The sequence below is a fragment of the Nostoc sp. genome (genome assembly GCF_036919675.1).
Taxonomy (GTDB): Bacteria; Cyanobacteriota; Cyanobacteriia; order Cyanobacteriales; family Nostocaceae; genus Nostoc.
This window is the reverse complement of record NZ_JBALCP010000050.1, coordinates 72,611-96,250: the sequence shown is the minus strand read 5'-3', so window position 1 is coordinate 96,250 and position 23,640 is coordinate 72,611. Positions and strand designations below refer to the sequence as shown.

18 protein-coding genes and 3 pseudogenes are annotated in these 23,640 nt (G+C 43.2%); 11 read left to right on the top strand and 10 right to left on the bottom strand.

Annotated features, from left to right (window positions below):
- Positions 1–275: 275 nt before the first annotated feature.
- Positions 276–2,936 (bottom strand): ATP-binding protein, encoded by a 2,661-nt coding sequence (locus tag V7K49_RS09675; protein WP_335205379.1) that lies wholly within the window; start codon positions 2,934–2,936, stop codon positions 276–278.
- Between the two features lie 1,061 nt (positions 2,937–3,997).
- Here V7K49_RS09675 and V7K49_RS09670 point away from each other — a divergent pair.
- Positions 3,998–6,247 carry a glycoside hydrolase family 65 protein gene (locus V7K49_RS09670; protein WP_335205378.1) on the top strand — a complete coding sequence of 750 codons (2,250 nt, stop codon included), beginning with the start codon at positions 3,998–4,000 and terminating at the stop codon, positions 6,245–6,247.
- Between the two features lie 519 nt (positions 6,248–6,766).
- On the opposite strand, the gene V7K49_RS09665 is transcribed toward V7K49_RS09670, so the two are convergent.
- Together V7K49_RS09665 and V7K49_RS09660 are read right to left on the bottom strand one after the other, a co-directional pair.
- Complete coding sequence (locus tag V7K49_RS09665; protein ID WP_335205377.1) at positions 6,767–7,627, bottom strand: leucine-rich repeat domain-containing protein; 861 nt, start codon at positions 7,625–7,627, stop codon at positions 6,767–6,769.
- Between the two features lie 147 nt (positions 7,628–7,774).
- Positions 7,775–7,978, bottom strand: coding sequence for a hypothetical protein (locus tag V7K49_RS09660; RefSeq protein WP_335205376.1), 204 nt, complete (start codon positions 7,976–7,978; stop codon positions 7,775–7,777).
- A gap of 279 nt (positions 7,979–8,257) precedes the next feature.
- Between V7K49_RS09660 and V7K49_RS09655 the strand changes: the two genes are divergently transcribed.
- The 9 genes and pseudogenes from V7K49_RS09655 to V7K49_RS09615 all read left to right on the top strand — a co-directional run bounded on the left by V7K49_RS09655 (position 8,258) and on the right by V7K49_RS09615 (position 14,980).
- The gene (locus V7K49_RS09655) at positions 8,258–8,476 is read left to right on the top strand and encodes a hypothetical protein (protein WP_335205375.1); all 219 of its coding nucleotides are present in this window, start codon (positions 8,258–8,260) and stop codon (positions 8,474–8,476) included.
- Positions 8,469–8,627 (top strand): hypothetical protein, encoded by a 159-nt coding sequence (locus tag V7K49_RS09650; protein WP_335205374.1) that lies wholly within the window; start codon positions 8,469–8,471, stop codon positions 8,625–8,627. The genes V7K49_RS09655 and V7K49_RS09650 overlap by 8 nt, the downstream gene beginning before the upstream one ends.
- Before the next feature lie 158 nt (positions 8,628–8,785).
- A pseudogene (locus tag V7K49_RS09645) lies at positions 8,786–9,997 on the top strand (ISAzo13 family transposase).
- Positions 9,998–10,222: 225 nt separating this feature from the next.
- The gene (locus tag V7K49_RS09640) at positions 10,223–10,495 is read left to right on the top strand and encodes a hypothetical protein (protein ID WP_335205373.1); all 273 of its coding nucleotides are present in this window, start codon (positions 10,223–10,225) and stop codon (positions 10,493–10,495) included.
- Positions 10,496–10,497: 2 nt separating this feature from the next.
- Positions 10,498–10,734, top strand: a complete 237-nt coding sequence (locus tag V7K49_RS09635) for a hypothetical protein (RefSeq protein ID WP_335205372.1) — start codon at positions 10,498–10,500, stop codon at positions 10,732–10,734.
- A 22-nt stretch (positions 10,735–10,756) separates the two neighbouring features.
- Complete coding sequence (locus tag V7K49_RS09630; RefSeq protein ID WP_335205371.1) at positions 10,757–11,797, top strand: hypothetical protein; 1,041 nt, start codon at positions 10,757–10,759, stop codon at positions 11,795–11,797.
- Positions 11,798–11,929: 132 nt separating this feature from the next.
- Positions 11,930–12,964: an agmatinase SpeB gene (gene speB, locus V7K49_RS09625; RefSeq protein WP_335205370.1), complete on the top strand. Its 1,035-nt coding sequence runs from the start codon at positions 11,930–11,932 to the stop codon at positions 12,962–12,964.
- A gap of 420 nt (positions 12,965–13,384) precedes the next feature.
- A complete protein-coding gene (locus V7K49_RS09620) occupies positions 13,385–14,095 on the top strand; it encodes an FAD-dependent oxidoreductase (RefSeq protein ID WP_335205369.1) in 711 nt (236 codons plus the stop codon).
- A 270-nt stretch (positions 14,096–14,365) separates the two neighbouring features.
- Positions 14,366–14,980, top strand: a complete 615-nt coding sequence (locus V7K49_RS09615; protein ID WP_335205368.1) for an FAD-dependent oxidoreductase — start codon at positions 14,366–14,368, stop codon at positions 14,978–14,980.
- A 429-nt stretch (positions 14,981–15,409) separates the two neighbouring features.
- Here V7K49_RS09615 and V7K49_RS09610 read toward each other — a convergent pair whose 3' ends face one another.
- Both V7K49_RS09610 and V7K49_RS09605 read right to left on the bottom strand, forming a co-directional pair.
- On the bottom strand, positions 15,410–16,963 hold the full coding sequence (locus tag V7K49_RS09610) for a cation:proton antiporter (protein WP_334866601.1): 1,554 nt from the start codon (positions 16,961–16,963) through the stop codon (positions 15,410–15,412).
- A 301-nt stretch (positions 16,964–17,264) separates the two neighbouring features.
- On the bottom strand, positions 17,265–17,474 hold the full coding sequence (locus V7K49_RS09605) for a DUF389 domain-containing protein (protein ID WP_335205367.1): 210 nt from the start codon (positions 17,472–17,474) through the stop codon (positions 17,265–17,267).
- A 461-nt stretch (positions 17,475–17,935) separates the two neighbouring features.
- Here V7K49_RS09605 and V7K49_RS09600 point away from each other — a divergent pair, with 461 nt between their 5' ends.
- On the top strand, positions 17,936–18,610 hold the full coding sequence (locus tag V7K49_RS09600; protein WP_335205366.1) for a glutathione S-transferase family protein: 675 nt from the start codon (positions 17,936–17,938) through the stop codon (positions 18,608–18,610).
- Between the two features lie 171 nt (positions 18,611–18,781).
- On the opposite strand, the pseudogene V7K49_RS09595 reads toward V7K49_RS09600, so the two are convergent.
- From V7K49_RS09595 to V7K49_RS09575, 5 genes and pseudogenes are all read right to left on the bottom strand, one after another.
- Positions 18,782–19,689 (bottom strand): annotated as a pseudogene (locus V7K49_RS09595) (IS630 family transposase); the annotation flags it as partial.
- A gap of 125 nt (positions 19,690–19,814) precedes the next feature.
- A pseudogene (locus tag V7K49_RS09590) lies at positions 19,815–19,994 on the bottom strand (IS630 family transposase); the annotation flags it as partial.
- A gap of 88 nt (positions 19,995–20,082) precedes the next feature.
- Positions 20,083–20,724, bottom strand: a complete 642-nt coding sequence (locus V7K49_RS09585; RefSeq protein WP_335205365.1) for a hypothetical protein — start codon at positions 20,722–20,724, stop codon at positions 20,083–20,085.
- 38 nt (positions 20,725–20,762) lie between these two features.
- A complete protein-coding gene (locus V7K49_RS09580; protein WP_334866595.1) occupies positions 20,763–22,349 on the bottom strand; it encodes a GMC family oxidoreductase in 1,587 nt (528 codons plus the stop codon).
- Between the two features lie 5 nt (positions 22,350–22,354).
- Positions 22,355–23,635: a hypothetical protein gene (locus V7K49_RS09575; protein ID WP_335205364.1), complete on the bottom strand. Its 1,281-nt coding sequence runs from the start codon at positions 23,633–23,635 to the stop codon at positions 22,355–22,357.
- Positions 23,636–23,640: the final 5 nt, after the last annotated feature.

Here is a 23,640-nt window from a genome sequence, read left to right as displayed (position 1 = left end):
GCTGCGCGTAGCTTGCTTCCCCGCAGGGGTACAAGTCGGGGAACCGCAAGGGCGCACTGGCTTATCTGTGTCTCTGTGGTAGCCTGCGGCAAGCCGCTGCGCGTCTACGTTTATTTGGATAATTTATTTCTTGGAAGTCCCTTAAGCGCAAACTCCTTTAAAATCTGGTTTCCAGCCTCTGACTGGAAATACACCTCATTGCGGTGCCTCTAGTCTTGAGGCGGAGCCTCTGATTAGGCATTCCCAGTCGGAGACTCTTAACGAGACACCTCTAATTAATAATTAGTTCTAACTCCCCACTCCCCAAACTTTTTCCAAGGGAGTTTGACTGTAAATCGACTACCTTTCCCTAACTGACTTTCGGCATGGACAGTCCCACCATGCAACTCTACAATTCTTTGCACCATTACTAATCCTAAACCAGTGCCTGCTGCTCGGTGAGTAGAGGAATTTTCAACTTGCACAAAAGGTTGAAATAATTTGAAAAGGTCATCGGAAAGCATACCAATACCCGTATCTACTACGCTGAAAAAGATATATTCATTTGTGGAATTTGGCTGGACTTCAATCCAAACTTTGCCTCCTTCTTTAGTAAACTTGATAGCGTTAGTCAACAGGTTGATAAATACTTGACGAATACGGCCTTCATCAACTTGGATGGGTTCGAGTTCTTCAGGGACTTGTACACTCAGTTGGATATTTTTTTGAAACGCTAGATGTTTGACAAAACTGAGACTAGAGTCACATAATCCCTGAATCGAAGTAGCAGCTAGTTGTAGTTCTATCTTGCTGGATTCGATGTCAGTAAGATCAAGGATTTGGTTAATCAATTCTAGTAAATTCTTACCGCTGGATTCGAGCATATTTAGATACTGGCGCTGTTGTGGACTTACAAGACCGTACACTTGATCTTGGAGTGCCTCTGTGATCCCAAGCATGGAGCTTAAGGGAGTCCTCAAGTCATGGCTGATGTTTCCTAAAAAGGTACTTTTGGCACGATTTGCCACTTCGGCAGCTTCTTTAGCCTCACGCAGAGCGGATTCTGCCCGTTTGCGATCGCATACTTCTAAAGTCAGGGCGACAAATTCCGCGATTGAGCTAACGAAGTTTTGCTCACTCAGCTCCCATGTCCGGGGAACCTTAATCTGCTCATACAATACTGTTCCTACTACTTCGCCCCCAACCCAAATAGAGGTATCAATTAGGGATACGATGTTATTTGGTTCTAGCAATTCATCCCATAATTCTTGTACCCGTAGATCGGTGCGAGTGTGGGTGAGGATGATGGTACGGGCAGATGCCAAGGCTTTAAAGTAGATAGGGTAATCTACAAGGTTACGTTCTAAACCTGCCGAATGTATCTGGTTGCGACGTTCATAGAGACTTATACATTGTAATTTGGTGCGCTCGCCATTGAATAACCACACACCTACTCGTTCTACTTCTAAGGCATTTGCTGCTTTTTGGGTAATGATTTTGAATGCTGTTTCCAGATTTCCTTCTGAAATTGCCCTGTGATTTGCCAGTTCTGCTAGTGCCTGATTATGCTGGCCCAGTCTTCGCTCACTGTTAATCCGTTCTTGGATCTCTTGCTTTAAATCTTGAGTTCGCTGCTTAACTTGCAATTCTAACTCTTCATTTTTGGTAGACAATACACTAAAGGTTTTGCGTAACTGCTGCATCATCTTGTTGAAAGATCCACCTAGCACCTCTAGTTCTTTAATGCCCTGTACTATCACCACTGAGTCTTCGCTATTAGTAAAATTGGCTAAATCTTTTGTTGCCGTGCTGAAGTACACAATTGGCTGAGTTATCCACCGGGCAGTGACAATCCCCAGTAAAGTAGCTAGTCCCAATCCTCCCAGACAGAGAAAAATTGTGGTTTGAGTATTGCGATCAATTTGTCCGATAAAGTCTGCTTCTGGAACAGCCACTATAATCAACCAATTGACATTTGGTTCGCCCTGTAACGGTCTAACTTCTAAAAATTGTCGTTTGCCGTCAAGGAAGAAATCCAGCTGCTGTAAACTTTGAATCTGGTCAAAGTTACTAAATTTAGTTGCTAAATATTTAGCGCTTGCTTGAGTAAAAGAATTCCCGCTCTGGGAAGCTGCTAACCGAATGGGTTTACCATTTTGGACGCGGAATGGTTCTTCGGTTGTGGAACTTGCTACTAATAGCCCCGATCGCTCGATAATAAAAACTTGCCCAGATTTGCCAACGTTAATATTTTGCAGCAAATCCCCAATCTGTGATATATGAGTTAGAGTGCTGTTGACTCCGAGTAATTGACCTTGGGAGTTATATATAGGTTGAGATGCACTAATTAGAAGTGTTGGTTCGGTGAGGGGTGTAAAAATCCGACTAAAGCTGAATTTTTTGGCCGTAACTGCTGCTTGATAATCAAGACGCGATCGCGCATCATAGTTTTTGATCACCTCTGGTAGTTGGGTACGTTGAACTTGACGGTCAATTCTGTAAGTGTAGAGGTCGTACCCAGTTGACTTATCGGCAAATCTTAGCAAAAATTGGCGATCGTTGAGCTTCTGGATTGCTAAGTGTTCTTGCTGTTCATTGCTTACCGTTAAGGCGATTGCATCAGGAAAAATCTCTAACTGCTTTATTAAGTATGACTCCCAGGTTGCAAGATTCTCCATTTTCAGCAACCCGATGTCAATGACATTTTGATTACCGCGTAGTAATTGACGCGGGGTTGAGAGATAAGTCTGTAAATTCTGCTCTACTCGATTGGCGACTTGCCGACGCAATTCGCTGGCTACCTCATTGACTGCCTTTTGCCCGTTACTAATTGATAAGTATGCAGTTAATCCCACAGCTAGCAAGATTTGCAGCAGAAACAACGCTACCAGGATGTAACTTAGGGGTACGCCTTTAAACAGGGAAAAAACACTACTTTTTCCAAAATTTTTGTTCATCTGCCCACTTCCCCTGCTCCCGCTGACTGTCCTGTAGTACTGAGTACAACACCTCGACTTGGCACTCGTGTGGGCTTATGCATAGTTTGTACTCCCTCAGATCAAGTGCCAATATACCACTTATGGTAAAAGAACAAAACATTACGCCGTGTGCAACTTTCTCTCAAACCTAACCCCCAACCCCAACCCTTGTAGCGTTGGGGAGCAAGAATCAAAGCCAAAACTCTTAAAGTAGAGATGAGATAATAATTTCAGCAGTTAAATATTGAGGCAAAGCCTCGATGAATGCATTCCCATGCGGAGTATGGGAACGAGGAAAATCCTCATCAAGTTAGAACACTACAATTCAGTAATCCTGGAAGAACCTCTCCTTTTACCCCTCTTTTTGTAGGAGAGGGGAGTTTAGCATGTGTGTCAACTTAAGAAAATACTCCTTTAAAATCTCGTTTCCAGCCTCTGGCTGGAAATGCTCTTTCATTGCGGCTCTGCCGCAAGTCTTGAGGCAGCAGCCCCCCATTAGGCATTCCCAGTCGGAGACTGGGAACGAGGCAATCTCTGAAGGACTTATCTAGAGAGGCTTTTACGTTAAGTTCACACCAATGGGAGTTGAGCTAACCCTTCCCTACTAGCGTTGGGGGCTGGGGGGTTAGGTTTTTGATTACTGAATTGATGCTCTAGGTTCGATATGAACCGGATTGAATCTGATGCCTTCTTGCTAATTTCGATTAAAAATAAAAAACAAAAATAATTTCAGATTATACTGCCTGTTTGTCAGTGCGATAAATTATATTGTAAAGCTTATAAATATGAAAAAAATTGATCAAAAACTCGATCAATTAGTTTCTAGTTGAAATTTATCAGTTCTGACTTACGTTATTAAGTAAATATAACTCTAGACAGATGTAATTTGAAACGTTACTGTTATTAGTAGCGTATTCTTTTTGTGTTTAGGCAATATTTAAGTCTAGGCGCTAGAGAAAAGGAGTTAATCACTAAAAGATTACTCCTAATTGTAATGCATCCTACCCACAGCCAGCATCAAGACATAGGTTTTATTACTCATGCTCAACGTATCCACTCACAATTCTCAACAAAATCAGCAACTGATTGACACTACTGACTGGAACGTTATTGAAACGAAGTTTGACCGGACGCAGTTGCACCACAAAGAAACCGTCTTCACCCTTAGTAACGGGTTCTTAGGAGTACGGGGTACGTTTGAGGAAGGGTATTGCCAGGATTTAGCAGCTACACTCATCCACGGTGTTTATGATGATGTGACAATTGCTCATACCGAACTTGTGAACTGTCCCAACTGGCTGCCATTGGTAGTGAAAGTAGCTGGCGAACGCTTTAGCATGGACAGTGGTGAAATTCTCAACTACGAACGTCGGCTTGATCTGCGTTTAGGTTTAGTTAGCCGTGATCTGCGGTGGCGTAGTCCTAATGGTCATACCCTCGATTTTCACTTCGAGCGTTTTGCCAGTTTAGCAGATCAACACGTTTTGGCGATTCGCGCTCAAATTACATCCGTAGACTTTGAGGGTGAAATTACCGTCGAAGCAGGATTTGACAGCGAACCATATACCCAAGGCGTTAAACATTGGCGAACCTTAAACCAAGGTGGCATAGATCAGATTATCTGGCTAAATAGTCAAACCCTCTACTCAGGTATTGAACTTGGGATGGCTGCTAAGTTAGTTGTAGATGGTGAGGAAACTACACCCGTGGGCATTGAAAATGTTTCTAGTTCTCCTACTTTGACAACCACCTTTGAGTTATACCCAGGAAAAACAGCGACTGTTGAAAAGATTGTCACCCTGTTTACTTCACGGGAAACAGAAGTCCCGATCGCAACCGCCTTAGAAAGACTCGCTGATGAACCCAGATATACTACCCTATTGGCAGCTCACATTACTGCATGGGATCAAGTGTGGCAAGACAGTGACATTATTATAGAAGGCGATCGCTTGGCTCAGGTAAGCGTCCGTTACAATCTCTTCCAATTACTAGCTGTCACACCGCGTCACGATAACCGGGTGAGCATCGCTCCCAAAACCCTCTCAGGTTTTGCCTATAGCGGACACATCTTTTGGGATACGGAAATATTCATCCTGCCGTTCCTCACCTTAACTCAACCAGCCCTAGCGCGTAACTTACTCACCTATCGCTACCACACCTTACCAGGAGCTAGACGCAAAGCTCAAGAAGCAGGTTATCAAGGGGCGATGTTTGCTTGGGAAAGTGCTACTACTGGAGATGAAGTGACTCCGCGCTGGGTGCCAACTCCCAACGGCGAACTAATCCGCATCTGGTGCGGTGACATTGAAGTGCATATCACTGCTGATGTCGCCTATGCAGTTTTACACTACTGGCAGACTACCAACGATGATCATTGGATGCGGGATTATGGTGCGGAAATTATCCTTGATACGGCTGTTTTCTGGGAAAGTCGGGTGCAGTGGAACCAAGAGCGCCACAGCTATGACATCCTAGATGTGATTGGCCCTGATGAAAATCACGATCGCGTCGATAATAATGCCTTCACCAATCTCATGGTTCAGTGGCATTTGCAGTCAGCTTTGGCGCTGTGGGACTGGTTCAAGCAAGCCTATCCTGAAACTTCAGCCCAACTGGTGCAAAAACTCAACTTAACCACAGAGCGTCTGCACCGTTGGGCGGAAATCCAAGAGCGTCTATTTATCAATGAAGATGTCCAAACAGGTTTAATTGAGCAGTTTGAGGGCTTTTTCCAGTTAGAAGACATTAACTTCGCTGATTATGAACCGCGCAGCAAATCTCTACAAGGTTTGTTGGGAATTGAAGCCACAAGCCAAAAGCAGATTCTCAAGCAGCCAGATGTATTGATGCTTCTGTACTTACTGCGCGATCGCTACGACCATAACACCCTTACCACCAACTGGGACTATTACACCCAGCGCACCGACCACAGTTATGGTTCTTCACTAGGCCCAGCCATTCACGCCATCTTAGCTTGTGACCTGAATCAACCAACCGAAGCCTATATGCATTTTCTGCGATCGGCCTTGGTAGACTTAGAGGATGTGAGGCGTAACGCAGGCGAAGGAATTCACGCCGCCAGTGCTGGAGGAGTATGGCAAGCGGTAGTTTTCGGGTTTGGCGGGATTCGGATGACTCAATTTGGTCCCGTTGCCTGTCCCAACCTACCACCTAACTGGACGCGTTTGAAGTTTCGCCTGCAATGGCGTAACGAGTGGTATGACTTCGACTTACAAGCCGAAACAGAAGTCAAAGTTCCCACCTTGGCAGATACACACTCAGAAATTTAGTGGGGTTATCTTCGACTTGGATGGAGTTTTAACCGATAGCTAAGAGTTTACCTGCGATCGTCGTTCGCGCAACGTCTCGTAGAGAAGACGTTGGCGCAGCCATCGCTTTTAGGACTTACGCACTGTAAAAATTGGCTATTATGTGCATAACGATTGGTTCAGAGGACAAGTCTTTTGGTTCAGAGGACAAGTCTTTTGGTTCAAAGGACAAGTCCGTAGCGATGTCTACGATGGTCACTGAGCGGCTGGTGAGCATCTCGGCTCCGCTCGATGGAACCGCAGTCGAACCATGTCGTTCGCGCAGCGTCTCGTAGAGAAGTGCGGGCTACGCCTACGCATTCGTAAAGCTATCATCACCCGGTTAAAATCGACAATACTCTAAGACAACCAAATATCCTTATTCGCATAATAGACAATTTGTACAGTGCGTAAGTTCTAGCTTTTACAAAAGAAACCTCTCTCTGGTTTTACTACGCAAAACCGTCCCTCTCCGACGGGCGAGAGGGACAGACTTGAACTTTAGTTCAAGGCAGACAGAGGTTCTTCTACGTTTTTGGGGAGTTTTGTTCCTATATGGGGTAGGTTACTAATATAATGCTTAATTTTATTGAGGATTTCTGGTAGACCGCGATCGGTGGTAAGGTTTGTAGTAATTGTTTCCTTAAAATTAGTGAATTCGCGCCGTAATTCCCGCTCGTTTATATCCCGTTTGCGCTCCTGCTTTTCATTTTTGACAATTAATAAAGGACTATTACCGCTCAGTAATTCAACTACATTTAACCAGTAGTAGAAATCTGTGTCTTCTTTACGAGTATCAGCAACTAAGGCATAAAGAGAGCGTTTTGTGAGAAAAAACTGGTGGGTGGCATGGTAAATCTCTTGACCACCAAAGTCCCAAATGTTGACTTGAAATTCTTTACCCTTGAACGGGAACTTCCATTGAATAACATCAATGCCTTCAGTAGAACTTTCATCCTGTTGTAGCTTATAGTTTTCGTTTTGAATTTTTTTAGCTAGCGTAGTTTTACCTGCACCACCTTCTCCCACAATGATTAACTTGGCTTCGTAGAGGAGATCGGTTTTTTGTTCTAGCTGCTGCCTGCAAAAGTCAAGAATTGCTCCAAACCCGTTCTGGATAATTTCTGGTGGAGGTGATTCTAAAGGATTGTTGCTGAGGTAGAGGGTTTGCAGGTTGGTGAGTTGGACAATTTCCGGTGGCAGACTGCTCAGTTGATTACTGCTGAGGTCGAGCGATCGCAGGTTGGTGAGTTGGACAATTTCCGGTGGTAGGGTTGTTAAGCCTTTGTCAGAAAGGTCTAATTTTGTCAGATTGTCTCTGGCAGCTTGTTCAATAATTTGCAGCAGTTCTTCGTTAGTCATTTCGGGTTTTACAGAGGTGATGTCTGACGAGGAGTTGCTGCTTGGACGCGCAGCAGAGAAATTGAGCTAATTAATAATCTAGCCTGCATCAACGATCGCATTGTGGTGATCGCAGGCTCCTACGCCTCTAGACTCGACCTCAAAACCTCACCATTCCACCTCTGAACACCAACTGTCGAGCAAAAAGGGCGATCGTTCTACCTCTGAACACCAATTGTCGAGCAAAAAGGGCGATCGTTCCACCTCTGAACACCAACTGTCGAGCAAAAAGGGCGATCGTTCCACCTCTGAACACCAATTGTCGAGCAAAAAGAGCGATCGTTCCACCTCTGAACACCAACTGTCAAGCAAAAAGAGCGATCGCTCCACCTCTAAACACTAATTGTCGAGTCCAAAAGGTGATCGCTCCACCTCACAACTCGAAGCTTGTACCAAAGAACACCAATTGTCGAGTTAAAAGGGTGTAAGCGTAGCCCGTTGGAGACACAAGCCGCTATATGTCTGTGCTTTGTTTGTTTATATTTACTTTGCGATCGCTTGTTGTTTACAATGCGATGCCACAAAGTTTGCAATCACCTTATAGTAGTTGTAAAAATATAAAAAGTATTTAGTCGTTATCTTCAACTTGATATGAGCGCAGCAGATTTATTCCTAACCTTGCACAACCTATCTCGTGCAGATAAACTCAAGGTCATGCAGTTTTTAGTTCAAGAACTAGCGACTGAAGAAGAAGCATTGTCGTTACAGCCAGGAGTCACTTATCATGTGTGGTCTCCCTACAATTCCCATGAAGCTGCTAATAAACTAGCTGCACTGCTAGAAGAAGACAGACAGGTAAACGATGCTTAATTCACAAAGATTTCCCTTCGTTGAAAGTCGTGATGTATTCGGGGATATCGATGTAGTACCAATATTACCTCTGACGTTAAGCTACAAAAATTCTGTCGTCAACGTTTCAGGGTTATTGGATACTGGAGCTAGTGTTAATGTTTTACCTTAGGGACTTCCAAGGAATAAAATCACTAATTACCAGAATGATAATCATTGTTATGGGGGTTAAGGAGAAGCAGCCGTCGGCTGCTTCTCCTTAACCCTTTTTGTAGTAAATTCAATTTGAGGGAAAATTTTGGGTATTTGGAGTGTCGATAGAATTAACTTATCCAGTCAATAAAAGTGTTCAAGGAAACAGCAAGCCAACTCAAAGGTGCAGCAAGGCGGCGTTTTCAAGCACAAATTGTAATAGAGTTAGGTTACGGAGGACAATTACTGGCTCAAAAAGAGTTAGGGTGGGATAGAAATACTATTTGTAAAGGGATTAAAGAATTAATTAGTGGTATTACTTGTGTAGATAATTATTCGGCGAAGGGGCGTTATAAAGCAGAAGAACACTTACCAAGCCTGTTAGAAGATATTAAAAAGCTAGTGGATTGCCAGAGTCAAACTGACCCAAGTTTTAAAAGTCAGAGATTGTATACACGGCTGACTGCAAGTAAAGTAAGAAAGCTATTAATTGAGAAGTTTAGCTATAGTGATGAACAGTTACCGACCAAAGAAACGATTCGCGTCAAATTGAATTATTTAGGTTATCGGCTCAAACGGGTAGCAAAAGTTCTACCTCAAAAAAAATACCAGAAACAGATGCAATCTTTAAGCAACTAGCAATAGTTAATCAATTGGCTTTAGACGATAACAGCGTTTTACGTCTAAGCCTTGATGCCAAAGCTCGTGTAAATATTGGCGACTTTGACCGAGGAGGTAGAAATCGAGTGACAACTAAAACCCTCATACCACCATTTTGACGCAAAAACAACCCTAACTCCCTATGGCATCTTTCTTCCAAACCTAGATGAACTGTTTTTATACTTTACAGAATCAATGGTGACGAGTGATTTTATTGTAGATGTATTAGCTGATTTTTGGAAAAGTCAAAGTTGGCGATTTCCAGATATAAAAACACTTTTTATTAATCAAGATAATGGTGGAGAAAATCATTCTAGACGTACCCAGTTTATGAAACGTATTATTTAGTTTGCTTATCAGCACAAATTAAATATACGTTTAGCTTATTATCCTCCATATCACAGCAAATATAATCCCATTGAACGAACATGGGGGATATTAGAAAAATCTTGGAATGGCAGTATATTAGATGAAGTAGAGACAGCTTTAAACTTTGCTCAAAATATGACATGGAAAGGTCAGCATCCCGTTGTCAAGTTAGTAACTCAAACTTATGAAAAGGGAGTTAAGCTTACTAAAAAAGCTATGGATGAAATTGAACAACAAATCGACCGTCTTACCAATTCAACACATGAAAAATTTCCCAATCTAGGTAAGTGGTTCATTGATATTTGTTGTGGAGTTACTTAATTTAAACCAAAAATCCTAAAAATTTAAAGGTACCAAAATTATCAATACTAATTATGATTATGCACCTGAAATTTGCTACAGAGTGCAAAGTTTTTCATTGATACTTGAGAGGGGATAAGAGGCGGTTGCCGTCGGCAACCGCCTCTTATCCCCTCTCATAATGATTATCATTATTGTTATTTAAATTTGGACGCTGGTTTTTGTTTTTATTGAGTAATTTATTCCTTGGAAGTCCCTTACAGTGTTGGTATTCAGTTAGGGGCAGCTTGGCAAGAACTAACAACCTCAGTGCGACTGGCTGGAAATCTAGCACCAGTTGAAGCAAAAGGGTTAGTTGTATCTGCTCAAATAGCCAGTTTTGCACCAGTACGATTGGTATTTGCTTGGAGTCTCACGGATGATGCGCCGTTACTTTTAGGACGCATGAATTTTTTCTTGGAATTCGATGTCTGTTTTTATCGTTCGCAGATGGCTTTTGAACTGTCTTCTAAGTCGTAAGATTGAGCCAATCATGCGTCACCCATAGCGTTCGCGCAGCGTCTCGTAGAGAAGCGTTAGCGAGTCATCGTTCGCCTAGCGTCTCGCAGAGAGCTTCACAGCCCGCCTTTGACATCACTGACGACAAATGGCTACGCGTCTGTGCTTTGTTTGTTTATATTTGGTTTGCGATCGCTTTGACTGGATACCATAAAAGAAAAGTGATGACTTTTGTCAGCCACTGGCGTCATTGGATATAGAAAATCGAATCAAATCTTAAATATGAAAATTTATAAAGAAGATTTGCAATGGGCTGCTTCCCAAGGTTTAATCTCCCCGGAACAAGTGAATGGACTTTGGGATGCACTGTCTGAGCGTAACAGCGATCGGCCTCAATTTAATTTTGCCAATGTAGCTTTTTACTTTGGCGCGTTGATTGTGATCTCCGCCATGACTTGGTTTATGGTACTGGCTTGGGAGTCGTTTGGCGGTGGAGGAATTTTTCTCCTAGCCAGCATTTATGCCTTTTGCTTCGTCATCATGGGTAGAAGGCTGTGGTTCGACCAAAATCTGAAAGTTCCTGGAGGACTGTTATTTACAATCGCAGTTTGCATGACTCCCCTAGCGATTTATGGACTGCAAAGATGGACGGGATTTTGGATTCAAGCCGACCCAGGTACGTATCGTGATTACTATCATTGGATCAAAGGCAGCTGGTTTTTCATGGAAGTGGGAACTATCATTGCAGCTTTAGTTGCACTCAAGTTGGTGCGGTTTCCGTTTTTGACTGCTCCCATTGCTTTTTCGCTGTACTTCATCTCGATGGATTTAACACCACTGCTATTTGGTAAAACTGATTTTAATTGGAAGCAACAAGCATTAGTTTCTATGTGGTTTGGTATCGCGTGTTTAATCGTTGCGTACCTAGTCGATATTCGCACTCGCAGGCGGGATGGAGATTTTGCTTTTTGGCTGTATCTGTTTGGGTTAATCCCTTTCTGGTTTAGTCTTTCTTTCATGGGAGACAACAACGAATTCCAAAAATTTATATATTGTTTGATTAATTTAGGCTTAATGGTGCTGTCGGTGTTGTTGAGACGAAAAGTTTTTATCGTCTTTGGGGCAATGGGTGTATTTGGATATTTGGGATACCTTGCCTCTACAGTTTTTAATAATGCTGTACTATTTCCGATTGTGCTGACTATTTTGGGAATATTTGTGATCTATTTGGGTATTTTGTATCAACGTAACAGCCAAGCTATTGAACGTTTCTTTGAAGGCTTACTACCAGAACATTTGAGACAAATTTTACCGAGAGATTAAGAGGTAACTAAAAAAGATGTGGGGACGCCAAGATGCAAACAGGGATATCCTTATGTCCCCTTCAAGCATTAGCTCTATTACAATACAGATGTCCACTGTGCTGTCTATCCACGTAAATCCAGAAGAGAATCGATGAGTAATCAACTACAAGACTACAATCCTAGCGGCGTAGGTGAAGTAAATGGCAACCTCTTAGGTTTGCCCTGCGATTACGAGTCTGCAAACTTGATTGTCTTTGGTGTGCCGTGGGAAGTCACTGTTTCCTATGGCGCAGGCACAGCTAACGGCCCACAGAGAATTCTAGATGCTTCGACTCAACTAGATTTGTTCGATTTCGATAACCCTAATGGTTGGAAGCAGGGAATTTTCATGGTGGAAATTCCCCAGGATATTTTAGAGAAGAATACATACTACCGCGCCTTGGCAGCAAAAATTATCGAGCGATTAGCCCAAGGGAAACAACTCTCAGATACACCAGATTTAACACCTGTGCTGACAGAAATTAATCAGGCTTGTCAACAGGTTAATAAATGGCTGTTTGAAAATTGTCAACAAGCAATTAACAATGGTAAGCGAGTTGCAGTCATTGGTGGAGATCACAGTTCGCCGTTAGGTTATTTCCAAGCATTAGCGGCTAAATACGCAAACTATGGTATTTTGCACATAGATGCCCACGCAGATTTACGCGATGGCTATGAGGGATTTGAGTTTTCCCATGCATCTATTATGTTTAATGCGATGAAAATACCGCAAATTTCCAAGCTAGTGCAGGTGGGTTTGCGTGATATTAGTCATGATGAAGTGCAAATAATTGACCAATCTAGCGATCGCATTATTGCATATTACGACCCAGCCATTAAGCAAAAGCTTTACTCTGGAACAACTTGGATTGATTTATGTCGAGAAATTATCAGTCATTTACCTGAGTCCGTTTACATTAGCTTTGATGCAGATGGTCTAGATCCAAAACTCTGTCCCAGTACAGGTACTCCTGTTCCAGGTGGGTTGGAATTAGAGCAGACTTTTTGTCTGTTCCGAGAATTGGTAAATAGTGGGAGAAAAATTATTGGCTTTGATATCTGCGAAGTCGGTGATGCTGAGTGGGATGGTAATGTTGGAGCGCGGGTAGTTTACAAGCTGGCAAACTTGATGGATTTGTCTCAGTAGAAAATATATCGTAATTTGTAATTGCAAGACGAATAGTAGAGGAATGATACAAATACGTTGGTAGGGGCACAGCATTGCTCATGCATGTCAACTTAACATAAAAGCCTGCCTAGATAGACTTTTCAGAGATTGCCTCGTTCCCAGTCTGAGACTAGGAAATGCCAGTTCGGAGGCTCCGCCTCCCTCTTCTGGCGGCAGAGCCACCAGGGTATGCATTTTCAGCCAGAGACTGGAAACGAGATTTGAGGACTTAGGATTTTTATCAGCTAACCATAGTTGGTGTTTTAGATAAAAGTTTGATCGCCGCAAAATATCTAACTTTTTGTATTTGATTTTAATATTGTTGTGTGTTGCTATGTAACTTGATGGCTATAGCTTTCCACATTGCCCAGCTTCTATCCAAGATTCCTGTGTATAAATATGCCAGAAACTAAATCAAGTCCTCATACATATACAAACACATCAACCAAAGTTGATACCTTAGCTGCATCTGTTGTCTCCTCTTCTGCTCCTCAGGAAATCTACGATGTTGTAGTGGTTGGCGCTGGACCAATTGGGTTAGCAACTGCCATTGGCTTACGTAAACGTGGTATTGAAAATGTCCTTGTCGTCGATAAAACTCGCGCCTTTCGTGAAGTTGGACAAGGATTGGATCTACTCCCCAATGGATTACAAGCTCTCAAACATTTAGATCCTAACGCTTACGAAGAAGTCAAAAAAATTGGACTTGGTTTCTTGAATTCCAAGCAGTCCAATGACCAGAAAACTGTCGAACCTACTCAAGAGCAACAACCTCCAAAGACTTCACCCCAATGGGTTTACAAAGATTTACAGGGGCAGATAATTCTGTCAATCTCGCTTAGTTTCGATGACTGGTTTAAAGATTATGGCGAGGGTCGAGTGTCAATTTCTTGGTACAATTTGCAGACAACCCTTAGACAGCTACTTCCCCAAGACCGAGTTAAAGCTAATCACCGTTGTATTAATGTTGTGAATGAGCCGGAAAACGGTTGTGTCCGGATAGATTGTGTAGCTGATATAGGAATAGAAGCCAACCCCTATGCGTATTGGACAGATGGGCAGAAACATAATGAAACGCAGCCCCAAAATTCAGATATTGCCTCCCAATAATTAGCAACAAAATCGATTAGAGGTAAACTAATTGTTGCAGCAGACGGGATTAATTCTACAGTTCGGAGGCTGCTTTACACAGATAGTCAATACCATAATTTTGCCCGACCCGAATACTCTGGATTTGCAGCTATATTTTGTAGGGAAATTACTGAGATAGCAAAAGAACTGCGGACGAAATTAGAAGAATATTTCTTTCAAGACTCACCAATTGTAACAATCACTAATGATGAAATATCTGGAAATTATATTTGTATAAATAACATCAGGATGATTTTATTTAATAGATCAACTACTGAACTAGGGTACACGATACATCTTCCTTTGCCTTTAGACTCATTGCAAGGAAAGTCTGAAAGTTCTTTAATTGACTTAGCTTTGCAGGAGTTGGAGAAGGCAGGCTTTCCTGATGCACTTAAGCAATTAGTACGTATATCTCCTCCTGCCAAGATGCAGCAGCGTCCATTCTATATTCACCACGCTACCATTTCGGATTCTCTACAAGTTTATAACCCAACTGACCTCAATACTGAAGCTGATCCTGCCAAAATTCTACCAACCTGGAGTGTAGGACGAATCGTATTAGTTGGCGATGCCGCACATGGAATGCCTCCCTTCATGGCTCAAGGAGCTAATCAAGGTTTTGAAGATGCACTAGTAGTTACAACACTGATCACTAAAATTGCTAAGGAGAATAACTGGGATGATCCGCAAGCTATAGCCAAAGCCTTCGATAAATATGAGTGTCTTCGTCACCCATTGATGGCATACGTCCAACAGGCAACATTAAAACTGTCACCCTACTCGTCAGACAAAAAGTGGCAAGAATACGCCCAACAGGTGTATTGCCGCAATTTCGATCAATTGATAGAGGGGCTGTTGTAGATACATAGAGCAGGAGGCAATTCTAACTCCTGACTCCTGACTAATTATTAAAGTAATTAATATATAGCAGTCCTATCTAATTTCGTTCAAATTCGCGGTGTCCAGATCCCCGACTTCTATGAAAAGTCGGGGATCTAACTTTTCACCAATGATTTAGGATTGCTATAATTCTTTTTTCTGCTTTTACTGGGCGTGAGAATACTAGGTTTTTTGAGAGGCAACTGACGGTTACCTCTACACTTCGCCCTATAATAATAATTATTATTACTATGAGAATGAATATTTAATTTTCTGAAAGTTCTATGTAATTGCGGTCTTGGTGCATTCCCCTCTTATCCAGGTTCGTCAATATTTAGATGTGTTTACCTTAATCATGAATAAGCGTAGGTTTTTAATCTCTATTTTCATAACTATGAATTATGAATTACTTCAATCATCTTCTAGCTTCAGCAATTGTTCATCAAGAGTTTGTATCCGCCCGCGCACAATTTCTTCTGAGAGAATTCGCTTCCGCATTGCCTCATTGAGTGCTCCTTTTTCTGCCAGCAGTAAACGCCGACGAATGGCATCAAGTTTACTGCTGTTGCCACTTTTGCCTGACAACTCATCAGGACGACGATTATAAAGTTCTCGCAGGATCTTTTCTGCACCAGCAATTCGTACCTGATAAGCTGAACGCATCTCTTCATAAACGGCTTTTGGTAACACCCCTGATTTCAACAAGCTATCTAATTCATCCTGTGCTGCCTTACCTGTCATCAACTGGGCTTGTAATTCTTCAACCTGTTGTTGAGCTTCTGAAAATTTAGATAATTTTAAGCGTTTTACCACCCAAGGCAAACTTAAACCCTGTCCTACCAATGACACCAGCACACTGCCGAAGACTATAGCAATGAGGACTTCTCGCCCTGGTAAAGTAGTGGGTAAGCTCAATGCCAGAGCCATTGAGAGTGAACCTTTGATGTTGCCTAAAAACAGTAAATGTTGCCAGCGCAGGGGAATTGGGCGGTCAAACCAACGAACCACTGCTAACATTGGATAGACCGTAAGAACTCGCGCGACTTGATAAGCCAAAACTGCAAGTAGAATTGCAGGTAAAGTCCTCCAGAGCGTTACCAGGTTTATTTGTACACCAATCAGCAGAAAAATAAAGGTGTTGACGGTAAAACTGGCATATTCCCAGAAACTCAATAAGGTGATGCGACTAGAAGCAGAAGTATTGCCAGAAAGCCCTAAATTTCCGAAAATTAATCCAGCTACAACTACGGCGACAGCACCTGATACATCTAGAAATTCTCCAGCCTGGAAAGTGCCTAATGCAACTGCTACCGTCAGTAATAGACTACTAAGGGGATCATCCAAACGGGCGAATATAGGTATGCTCAAGTAGCCTAAGACTAACCCCACGAGGCAGCCTCCTAGAGAGATAAATACGAATTGTTGGATTCCCTGTAGTAAGGTGAGTGAACCTGTCGAATATACTTGCAAAACCAGGTTGAACGTAACTAGGGCAGCAGCATCGTTAAATAGGGTTTCTCCTTCAACGATGGTGGAAAGCCGGGAGGGCACCGGTATTTCCTTAAAGATGGCAATCATTGAAACTGTATCAGTATTTGCCAGCATTACTCCTACAAATAAGGCAGGTATCCAACTCAGTCCCAGCCCAAATTTCAACAGGACGGCAATAATACCACTGGAAAGCACAGCCCCTGGCCCAGCTAGAAGGGCAATTGGTTTAAAGGTGCTGCGTAGGCGGCTGACATCTGTATTAATACCAGCTTCAAAGAGGAGAATTGGCAGGAAAAGATTCAAAACAAGGGTTGGATTTAAACCAATCGGACGAGATAATAGTTCAGTGATCGGCAAACCTGCTAATACTAAACCCACAACATAAGGAATTCGCAACCGCCGGGATAGCAAAGCTACACCTGTAGCAACGATTAGGAGAATAATTAAAACTTTGACTAATTCTGTAACATCCACTATTGCGTTTTGGAAAGTTATTTTGACTTGACTGATAGATTCTCTCCTCATTCATGCCAAATTAGCAACTTCAGCGTGTGGATTCGGAATATCGAATTTCCTCCACTTGACCAACTTCAAAAAAAAATTAGAGTGAATGGTTGCCCCATTTCTCGTTCGAGAAATTTTTCTAATAACTCTACTTGTCGAGGTGTGACAGGTTCTCTTGCCCGGAGCCTAAGCCAATCACACTGATGGGGGCATGAGGGCAATAGCGTAGACGCAGAGTGGCTTGTTGTGAGATATCGCAGTTACCGCTAAACTACCAACCAGAGATTTTCGTCTCAATTTTGGCGTAGCCACTGATACCACCAGCAGCTACCACAATTCCCAAATCTAACAATGTTGGTCTTGATCGAGCCAACACTTCGCTATCATAGCTGGGCAATCCCACCAGCCAACCCAGAGTGAAGGCGATTGCTACTGCTAATACTGTGCCCACTGCTACAGCAATTACTCCCTTGTGGAACAAGGTAATATCTGCTTGCAATTGAGGCAGATACTTATGCAGAATTTATCAAGTCTGGTCGATTAAATAAAGAATTAGCGTCTATGCTAGAGGATGTTTTAGGGACTGACAAAAAATAAATTATCCAAAATTATTTGTACATTTGTAGGGGATCTTGGCCTTGCGCCCCTAGGAGGGGATGTTTTTTTAACTGGAAGTCCCTTACAGAATAATCAACAAGAAGGTTGACCTCTCTTTGTGCATTTATGGGCTATTATTGCTCAGTCAATCGAAATCGGCCATAGGTCAAATTGTCAAAATTTCCTAAATCAAGAAAAAAGCGTAAAAATTTGTAGATAAATCTAGACAATCTTTCCTCTAGCCCTCAGTATGTTTACTAGGATACTATTGCTCTGTTAACATCAAACAATGATCGCGTTAATGTTTTTCAAGTCTATCGACATTCAAAAATATCGGTGAGCGCGATGCCAAAAATCGTTCTGCATCAGTGGGAAGTTTCTCCCTTTTGTAACAAGGTTCGTAAGATTCTCAAGCACAAGCATCTTGCCTATTCTGTCGTCAACTATAACGGTTTGCTGGCAGTGGCAGCTTCACGATTGTCATCTGCGGGAAAGCTTCCCGTGATCGAATACGATGGTGAGAAGGTTCAAGACAGCTCGGATATTGCAGAATTTTTGGAAGCCCGACACCCAGAACATCCACTTTACCCCGCAGACAGCAAAGATTTAGCACAAGCCTATTTGTGGGAAGACTGGGCAGATGAATCATTGTACTGGTTTGAAGTATATTTTCGCTTCCGCTATCCAGATGCTCTCCAGCTAGCGACCAGCTTACTGTGTAAAGGACGATCAAAGTTTGAGCAAGTAATCTTTGCTCCCCTAGCTCGCTACACCTACGAAAGGCAACTGAATGCTCAAGGAATTGGTCGCATCGGCAAGAACCGCGTTGAAAAAAAGTTTTTCACCCATCTAGGAAACCTCGATACCATCCTCAGCCTGCAAGATTGGTTAGCGGGAAACCATCAGACCATAGCGGACCTAGCTATTGCTGCACAAATAGATGAGATACTTCGCACTAGTCCACTCAAAGAGCGCATTTTGTCATATTCTCACGTCAAAGATTGGCTAGAACGCATCTAATCCTGACCAAAAGAGGACTCTTGGGATGGGGAGACAGGGATCGAAGGAGACGTTGTATACCCATCCCAAAAGTCTATTGGCAACTAAAGAGGGTTTTATGCCCCCACAAATCTTATTTGTTGGCTATGTATCAGGTGGAGTCTGATATTATGTCCGGGTAATTAGTTACGATTAAACCCCAATTTTCATCCAGCAATGAAAACCAGTTAGCCCGCGAATTAAATCTTGCTGCTGGAGTAAAGATTGACAGCGATGATATAAAACATTCTCCAAATCATCGAGTGTCTTAAAAGATTGATTAGCAATTGGTTCATCAATTACAGTCCACAGCCTTTCTGCGGGTTGTAATTCAGGTGAATGAGACGGCAAAAATGTTAGATGTAGTCCTTCAGGAATCTCTAAATTTTTGCTGGTATGCCACCCAGCGCGGTTAATGGCTAAAAGAATGTGTTTATTCGCACCCAAGTCAAATTCACGAGCAAAATCAGCCAAAACTTGATTAAACAATTCTGTGTTGACGTAAGGAAGAATCCATTAATAACTTTCTCCGGTTTTCGGATGTACAAAAGCATACAGCCATAACCATTTAAACCGCCAATTGACATCAGCGATTGGTGTTTCTCTTTCGGATACATAAACTCTTCGCAAAATAGGTTTGAGTCCTAGTCGGTGTTCATCTTCACACCACAACTGAACTTCTGCATCCGGATAGGTAGTTTGGATTTGTTCTACTTCTGTTGCGAGTTTTTTTTCCAGGCTTCTTGCTCAAAATAATCACTTTTTGTGTGAGATGGGCGGGGTACTCTGAGTCTAAAAGTCATCTGCCGTAGTATTTCCCATCCCCGCTGTCGGCTAATATCAGTTCCAGTCGCTTCAGTTAAGCAATCTGCCACCTTTCTTCCGTTCCAGAATTTTCCATCTGGTGCGTTTTCTTGCAACACCTGCCATAACTGTGCCTGCTGGATATCATCTACTAGCGGCTGTTTACCTTGGTTTAACTGTCTGCGTAGGCAAAGCCCGCCGAAGGCATCGCATAACCTTTCCACCCCTGAATAGTTGTATCTTTTTACCAATGCGTGAGCCTATCCCACTAATCATATTTATGCTCCAAAGCAGAAGCTGATTGATCACCACAAACGAAAAATCAAGCTTTTCAAGCCCATGTGACGACAAGAATTAGGGATTTTTAGAATAGTGGGATAGGTTCGTATATCCATGTTCTGCTGTAGCCAGTTATTTCCTCCACTTCTTCTGTTTTTTTCCCTTGTGCCACTAACCAAATAATTTGATACTGACGGCTTTATATCCCATCTTTAGCTTGACGGTAACGTTGTTCTAGCTCTTCAATACTTAGATGTGTAGCTACACTAATTCGTTTCGGCATTATTCATCTTTGCACTCAATACTTCTATCGTAAGCAATTATCCGGACATGATATGAATCCCCATCTTATTTCTCCCAACTCTCTTTCTTCAATTTAGTTTGCGCTTGAGGAAATAGCCTGCACCTAAAGCACCAAAGGCTAATAGACTGAATCCAAAAGTAGGCTCTGAAACGGTAGTAGGGGCACTAGTAACAATCGAGCCATTGACTGAAAACTGACCTTTGGAGCTGCTAAAATCAGGGCTGAAGGTTTCGGTTGCTGACAGCGTGAGATTGCCGATAGCACCCTGAAATATTCCTTCCCCGCCGGTGATGGTGACATTACCAGATAAAGTGTTGATTAGGGTAGTGGGGTCTAGTAAACTAGTGCCGCTCACCTCACCAAAAAACTTATTGTTGCCACTGCCCTGTAGTGTAAAAAATCCTTTTGGTAAGTTGGGCGCACCCAATGCGGTTGGATCTGTGCCAAATATTCCTGCGCCAGTATTCAGATCAATTTTGGCGTAGGCGAGGCTGTTAGTGTTAGTCAAACCATAGGGGGCATCAGTACTTGTGGCTTGAAAAATCAATTTGAGAATCCCCGGTATATCAGTAGGTATGTCACTAGTATTTGTTTCATAGCTAGTGGTAAAAGGGTACGTAGTTTGGGCGATCGCTGGAGTAGTAACCACCGCCAAACTGACCAATGAACAAACTAGTGGAACTATCCCTAAAAAGTTGGTGCGAAGCATTTTTGTGGTTCTCTTGAAATCCTAATTTAACCAACATGTCAGTTGCTCACCATTAGATGAGCCACCCGTTCTGCTAAAGCAGCGATGGTCATGGAAGGATTGCGCCCAACAGCTTGAGGTAAAATTGCCCCGTCAGCGACGTAAAGATTTTTGTAGCCGAAGACTTCTCCTTTGTGATCGACAACGCCATCTTCAGCGGTTGTCCCCATTTTGCATCCTCCAAGGGGATGCACTGTCAACAAACTGCGGAGAACTGACCAGTACAAAGGAATGTAAAGTTTACCGCCGTTGGCTTGGGAAAGTTGCTTTTGTAGATTGAGGATGGCATCAATTGCAGCCTTTGAGCGCTGGATATTCCAGTCAAGTTTTAAGTTTGTTTCCCAAGGTTTAAGCCAGTTGCGACCGAGAGAAAGTTGCCCATCGGCAGCATCAACACCCGCACCTAGCCAAACCATAACGTTGCTTAAGGGGTTCTTTTCGTCCAGACCACGCTGCAAGTGGTTGCGTAAAGCTAGAGCGAATAGGCTGAATTTGCCAGAATTCAGTTTGCTGCTAATGGCATTAAGCAACATATTGGGAAAGCCATCATCTTCAATAATAAAACTTTCTCCCTCAAAACTACCGTCAGTAAAATCCATACCTGCGGTAATAGTTGGGCCAATGGATTGCCTAACCTCAACATCTTTGCCGTAGAAGTCGGGGGTAAGAACGTTAGCGTTGGCACTCCAATTTTTACCGAGTTGCCTACTAATTTGGGGCAAAGTGCGGTACTTATCGCGGCTTTGTAACAGCAACTCACTAGAACCGAGGGAACCAGCAGCAATGACAACTATTTTGCCTCTCTCTTCACCACGAATTAGTTTGCCGTCTTCGATCTGGTCAAAGATGACGCGATAGCCACCGTCTTCTGGTTGAATGTACCGTACCAAGTGGAGCGATCGCACTTCTGCTCCTTTATTCTCCCCAGCGGGGATATAGTTCAAATCGAGGGTGTTCTTGGCGTGGACATCACACCCCAAATCACAATTACCCAGATGGATACAAGTCCCTTGCTTCTGCCCTTGGCCATTGACAAATTGCCGGGAGTGCTTCTCATTCAATGGGTCTTCCAGTTGGTAATTCCAGTCTGGATCGAAGGAGATTGCTAGGGGCATACTTTGGAAGCGATCGCCATACCCCACCTTTTGCGCCGCTTGTTGCATCAATTTTGCCCGTTGGGTATGCTGCCCTGGCGGTATGGGATGCACACCCATCATTTTCCGCACGCGATCGTAATAAGGCAGCAATTCACTATAAGTAATTTCCGATGGCCAGCCCTGCTCAAATCGCGTTGGATTCGCCTCCAAAACCACGCTGGAATAGCACAGAGAACCGCCACCAACCCCCGCCCCCTGAGCAACAGCCATCCCCTTGAAAAAACGTAAATCGAGCCAGCCATTATGTTTTTGCGGCTGGGTGTGTTCATAAATCCAGGCATCTTTCGCTTGACGTGGGTATTGGTCTTTAGTCCAACGCCGACCGCGTTCCAACACCAAAACCCGCGCTCCTGACTCAGCCAAACGGCAGGTAACTACTGACCCACCAAAGCCGCTACCGATAACGATGACATCAAATTGCTGGCTCATACGATTTACTTAATCACTACAGGGTCTGCTGGACGGGCAAGGTTATCTCTTTCTGGTACTGGGATGTCGCGGGGAATCCAAAAGTGTATCCGTTTATCGCAACCCTCACAGATGGCATAGTCATTGAATTCAATCACACCCAACTTCGTCCACTCTTTTTCATTGAAGTTTTTGACGTTGATGATATAAACCAATTTGTGGTCAGGATACTTTCCCAACCGTAATTCATCGCGGAAGTCTTCTGCATCTATCTTGGCTGTGCCTTCGGTTACCCTCAGCATAAATTGGTCTGGGGTAACAACTTTGCTTCCTGGTGCTAAACCAAGGGTTGAGATCGGGAATAGCTGACGAAACCCTGGTCTTTTGTCCATCAGTCGGAAAATGATCCGATTGACTAAGTTAGCTCCAATATCTAACCCAACAGAGGGAAAGTTAGTTAACTCGGTATCAGTAATATGCTTCGTCTTGATGCCTGTCAGATAATCGACGCTAACAAAATTGCCTGGTTTTACTTTCTCGTTAGGGTTGAGGGTAGGATAAACCTTACCTGCAATTCCAAAGGCCCGGCGATCGCCCCGCTTAATTCCAGCACCAGCAACCGAAAGGCGGGCAAACACTAAACCTTCTGAACCCTTAGCAAAGTAGCCTGTATAAGGGGAATTCTCAGTAATTCGCCAAATGCCTGAGTAACAAACACCATTGGCATGAATTAACTTGTCGTAATAAGGGCGGATATCCCGTTTATCGAACATATTCCGCGCCGAATCGTTGAGAAACTGTAAGAACTTTGTTAGTCCCAGACCCTCGTGATAAGGCAGTGGTTCACTATATGACCCACTGAAACCAACTTCTTTGACTTCGTTGTGGGTAGACCCGTCATACTCGAAAACATCTTTATCCGGGGTGGAAGCTTGAGGTTTGTTGAGCATAGTTAATATCAACAATGGGATTTGGAATAAGCACAAAACTAAGTCAATAATCCCGAAGGCAGGATAAATGTTGGGGTAAATAAAGAAAAAGAAGATGACTCCAGGCGGTCGGGAAAGGGTCGCTAATACGGCGTTGGGAGTGTAGCGGTACGGGTCATTTGCTCCAGGAATGTAGAACAGCGACAGCAGAACAACTAGCAAGCCAGCAAAGGAAGTCCATACCGGGTCTTGGGTAGGTCTTTGGTGGAGTAATTCCAGCAACCAATTCGGTGCAAAGATCGCCGGTAAGCCGATCGCCCAGTCTTGGATAACGCCTAGCCAGACAATGCGGCGAAACCAAACAGCATATTTGTTCATAGCTT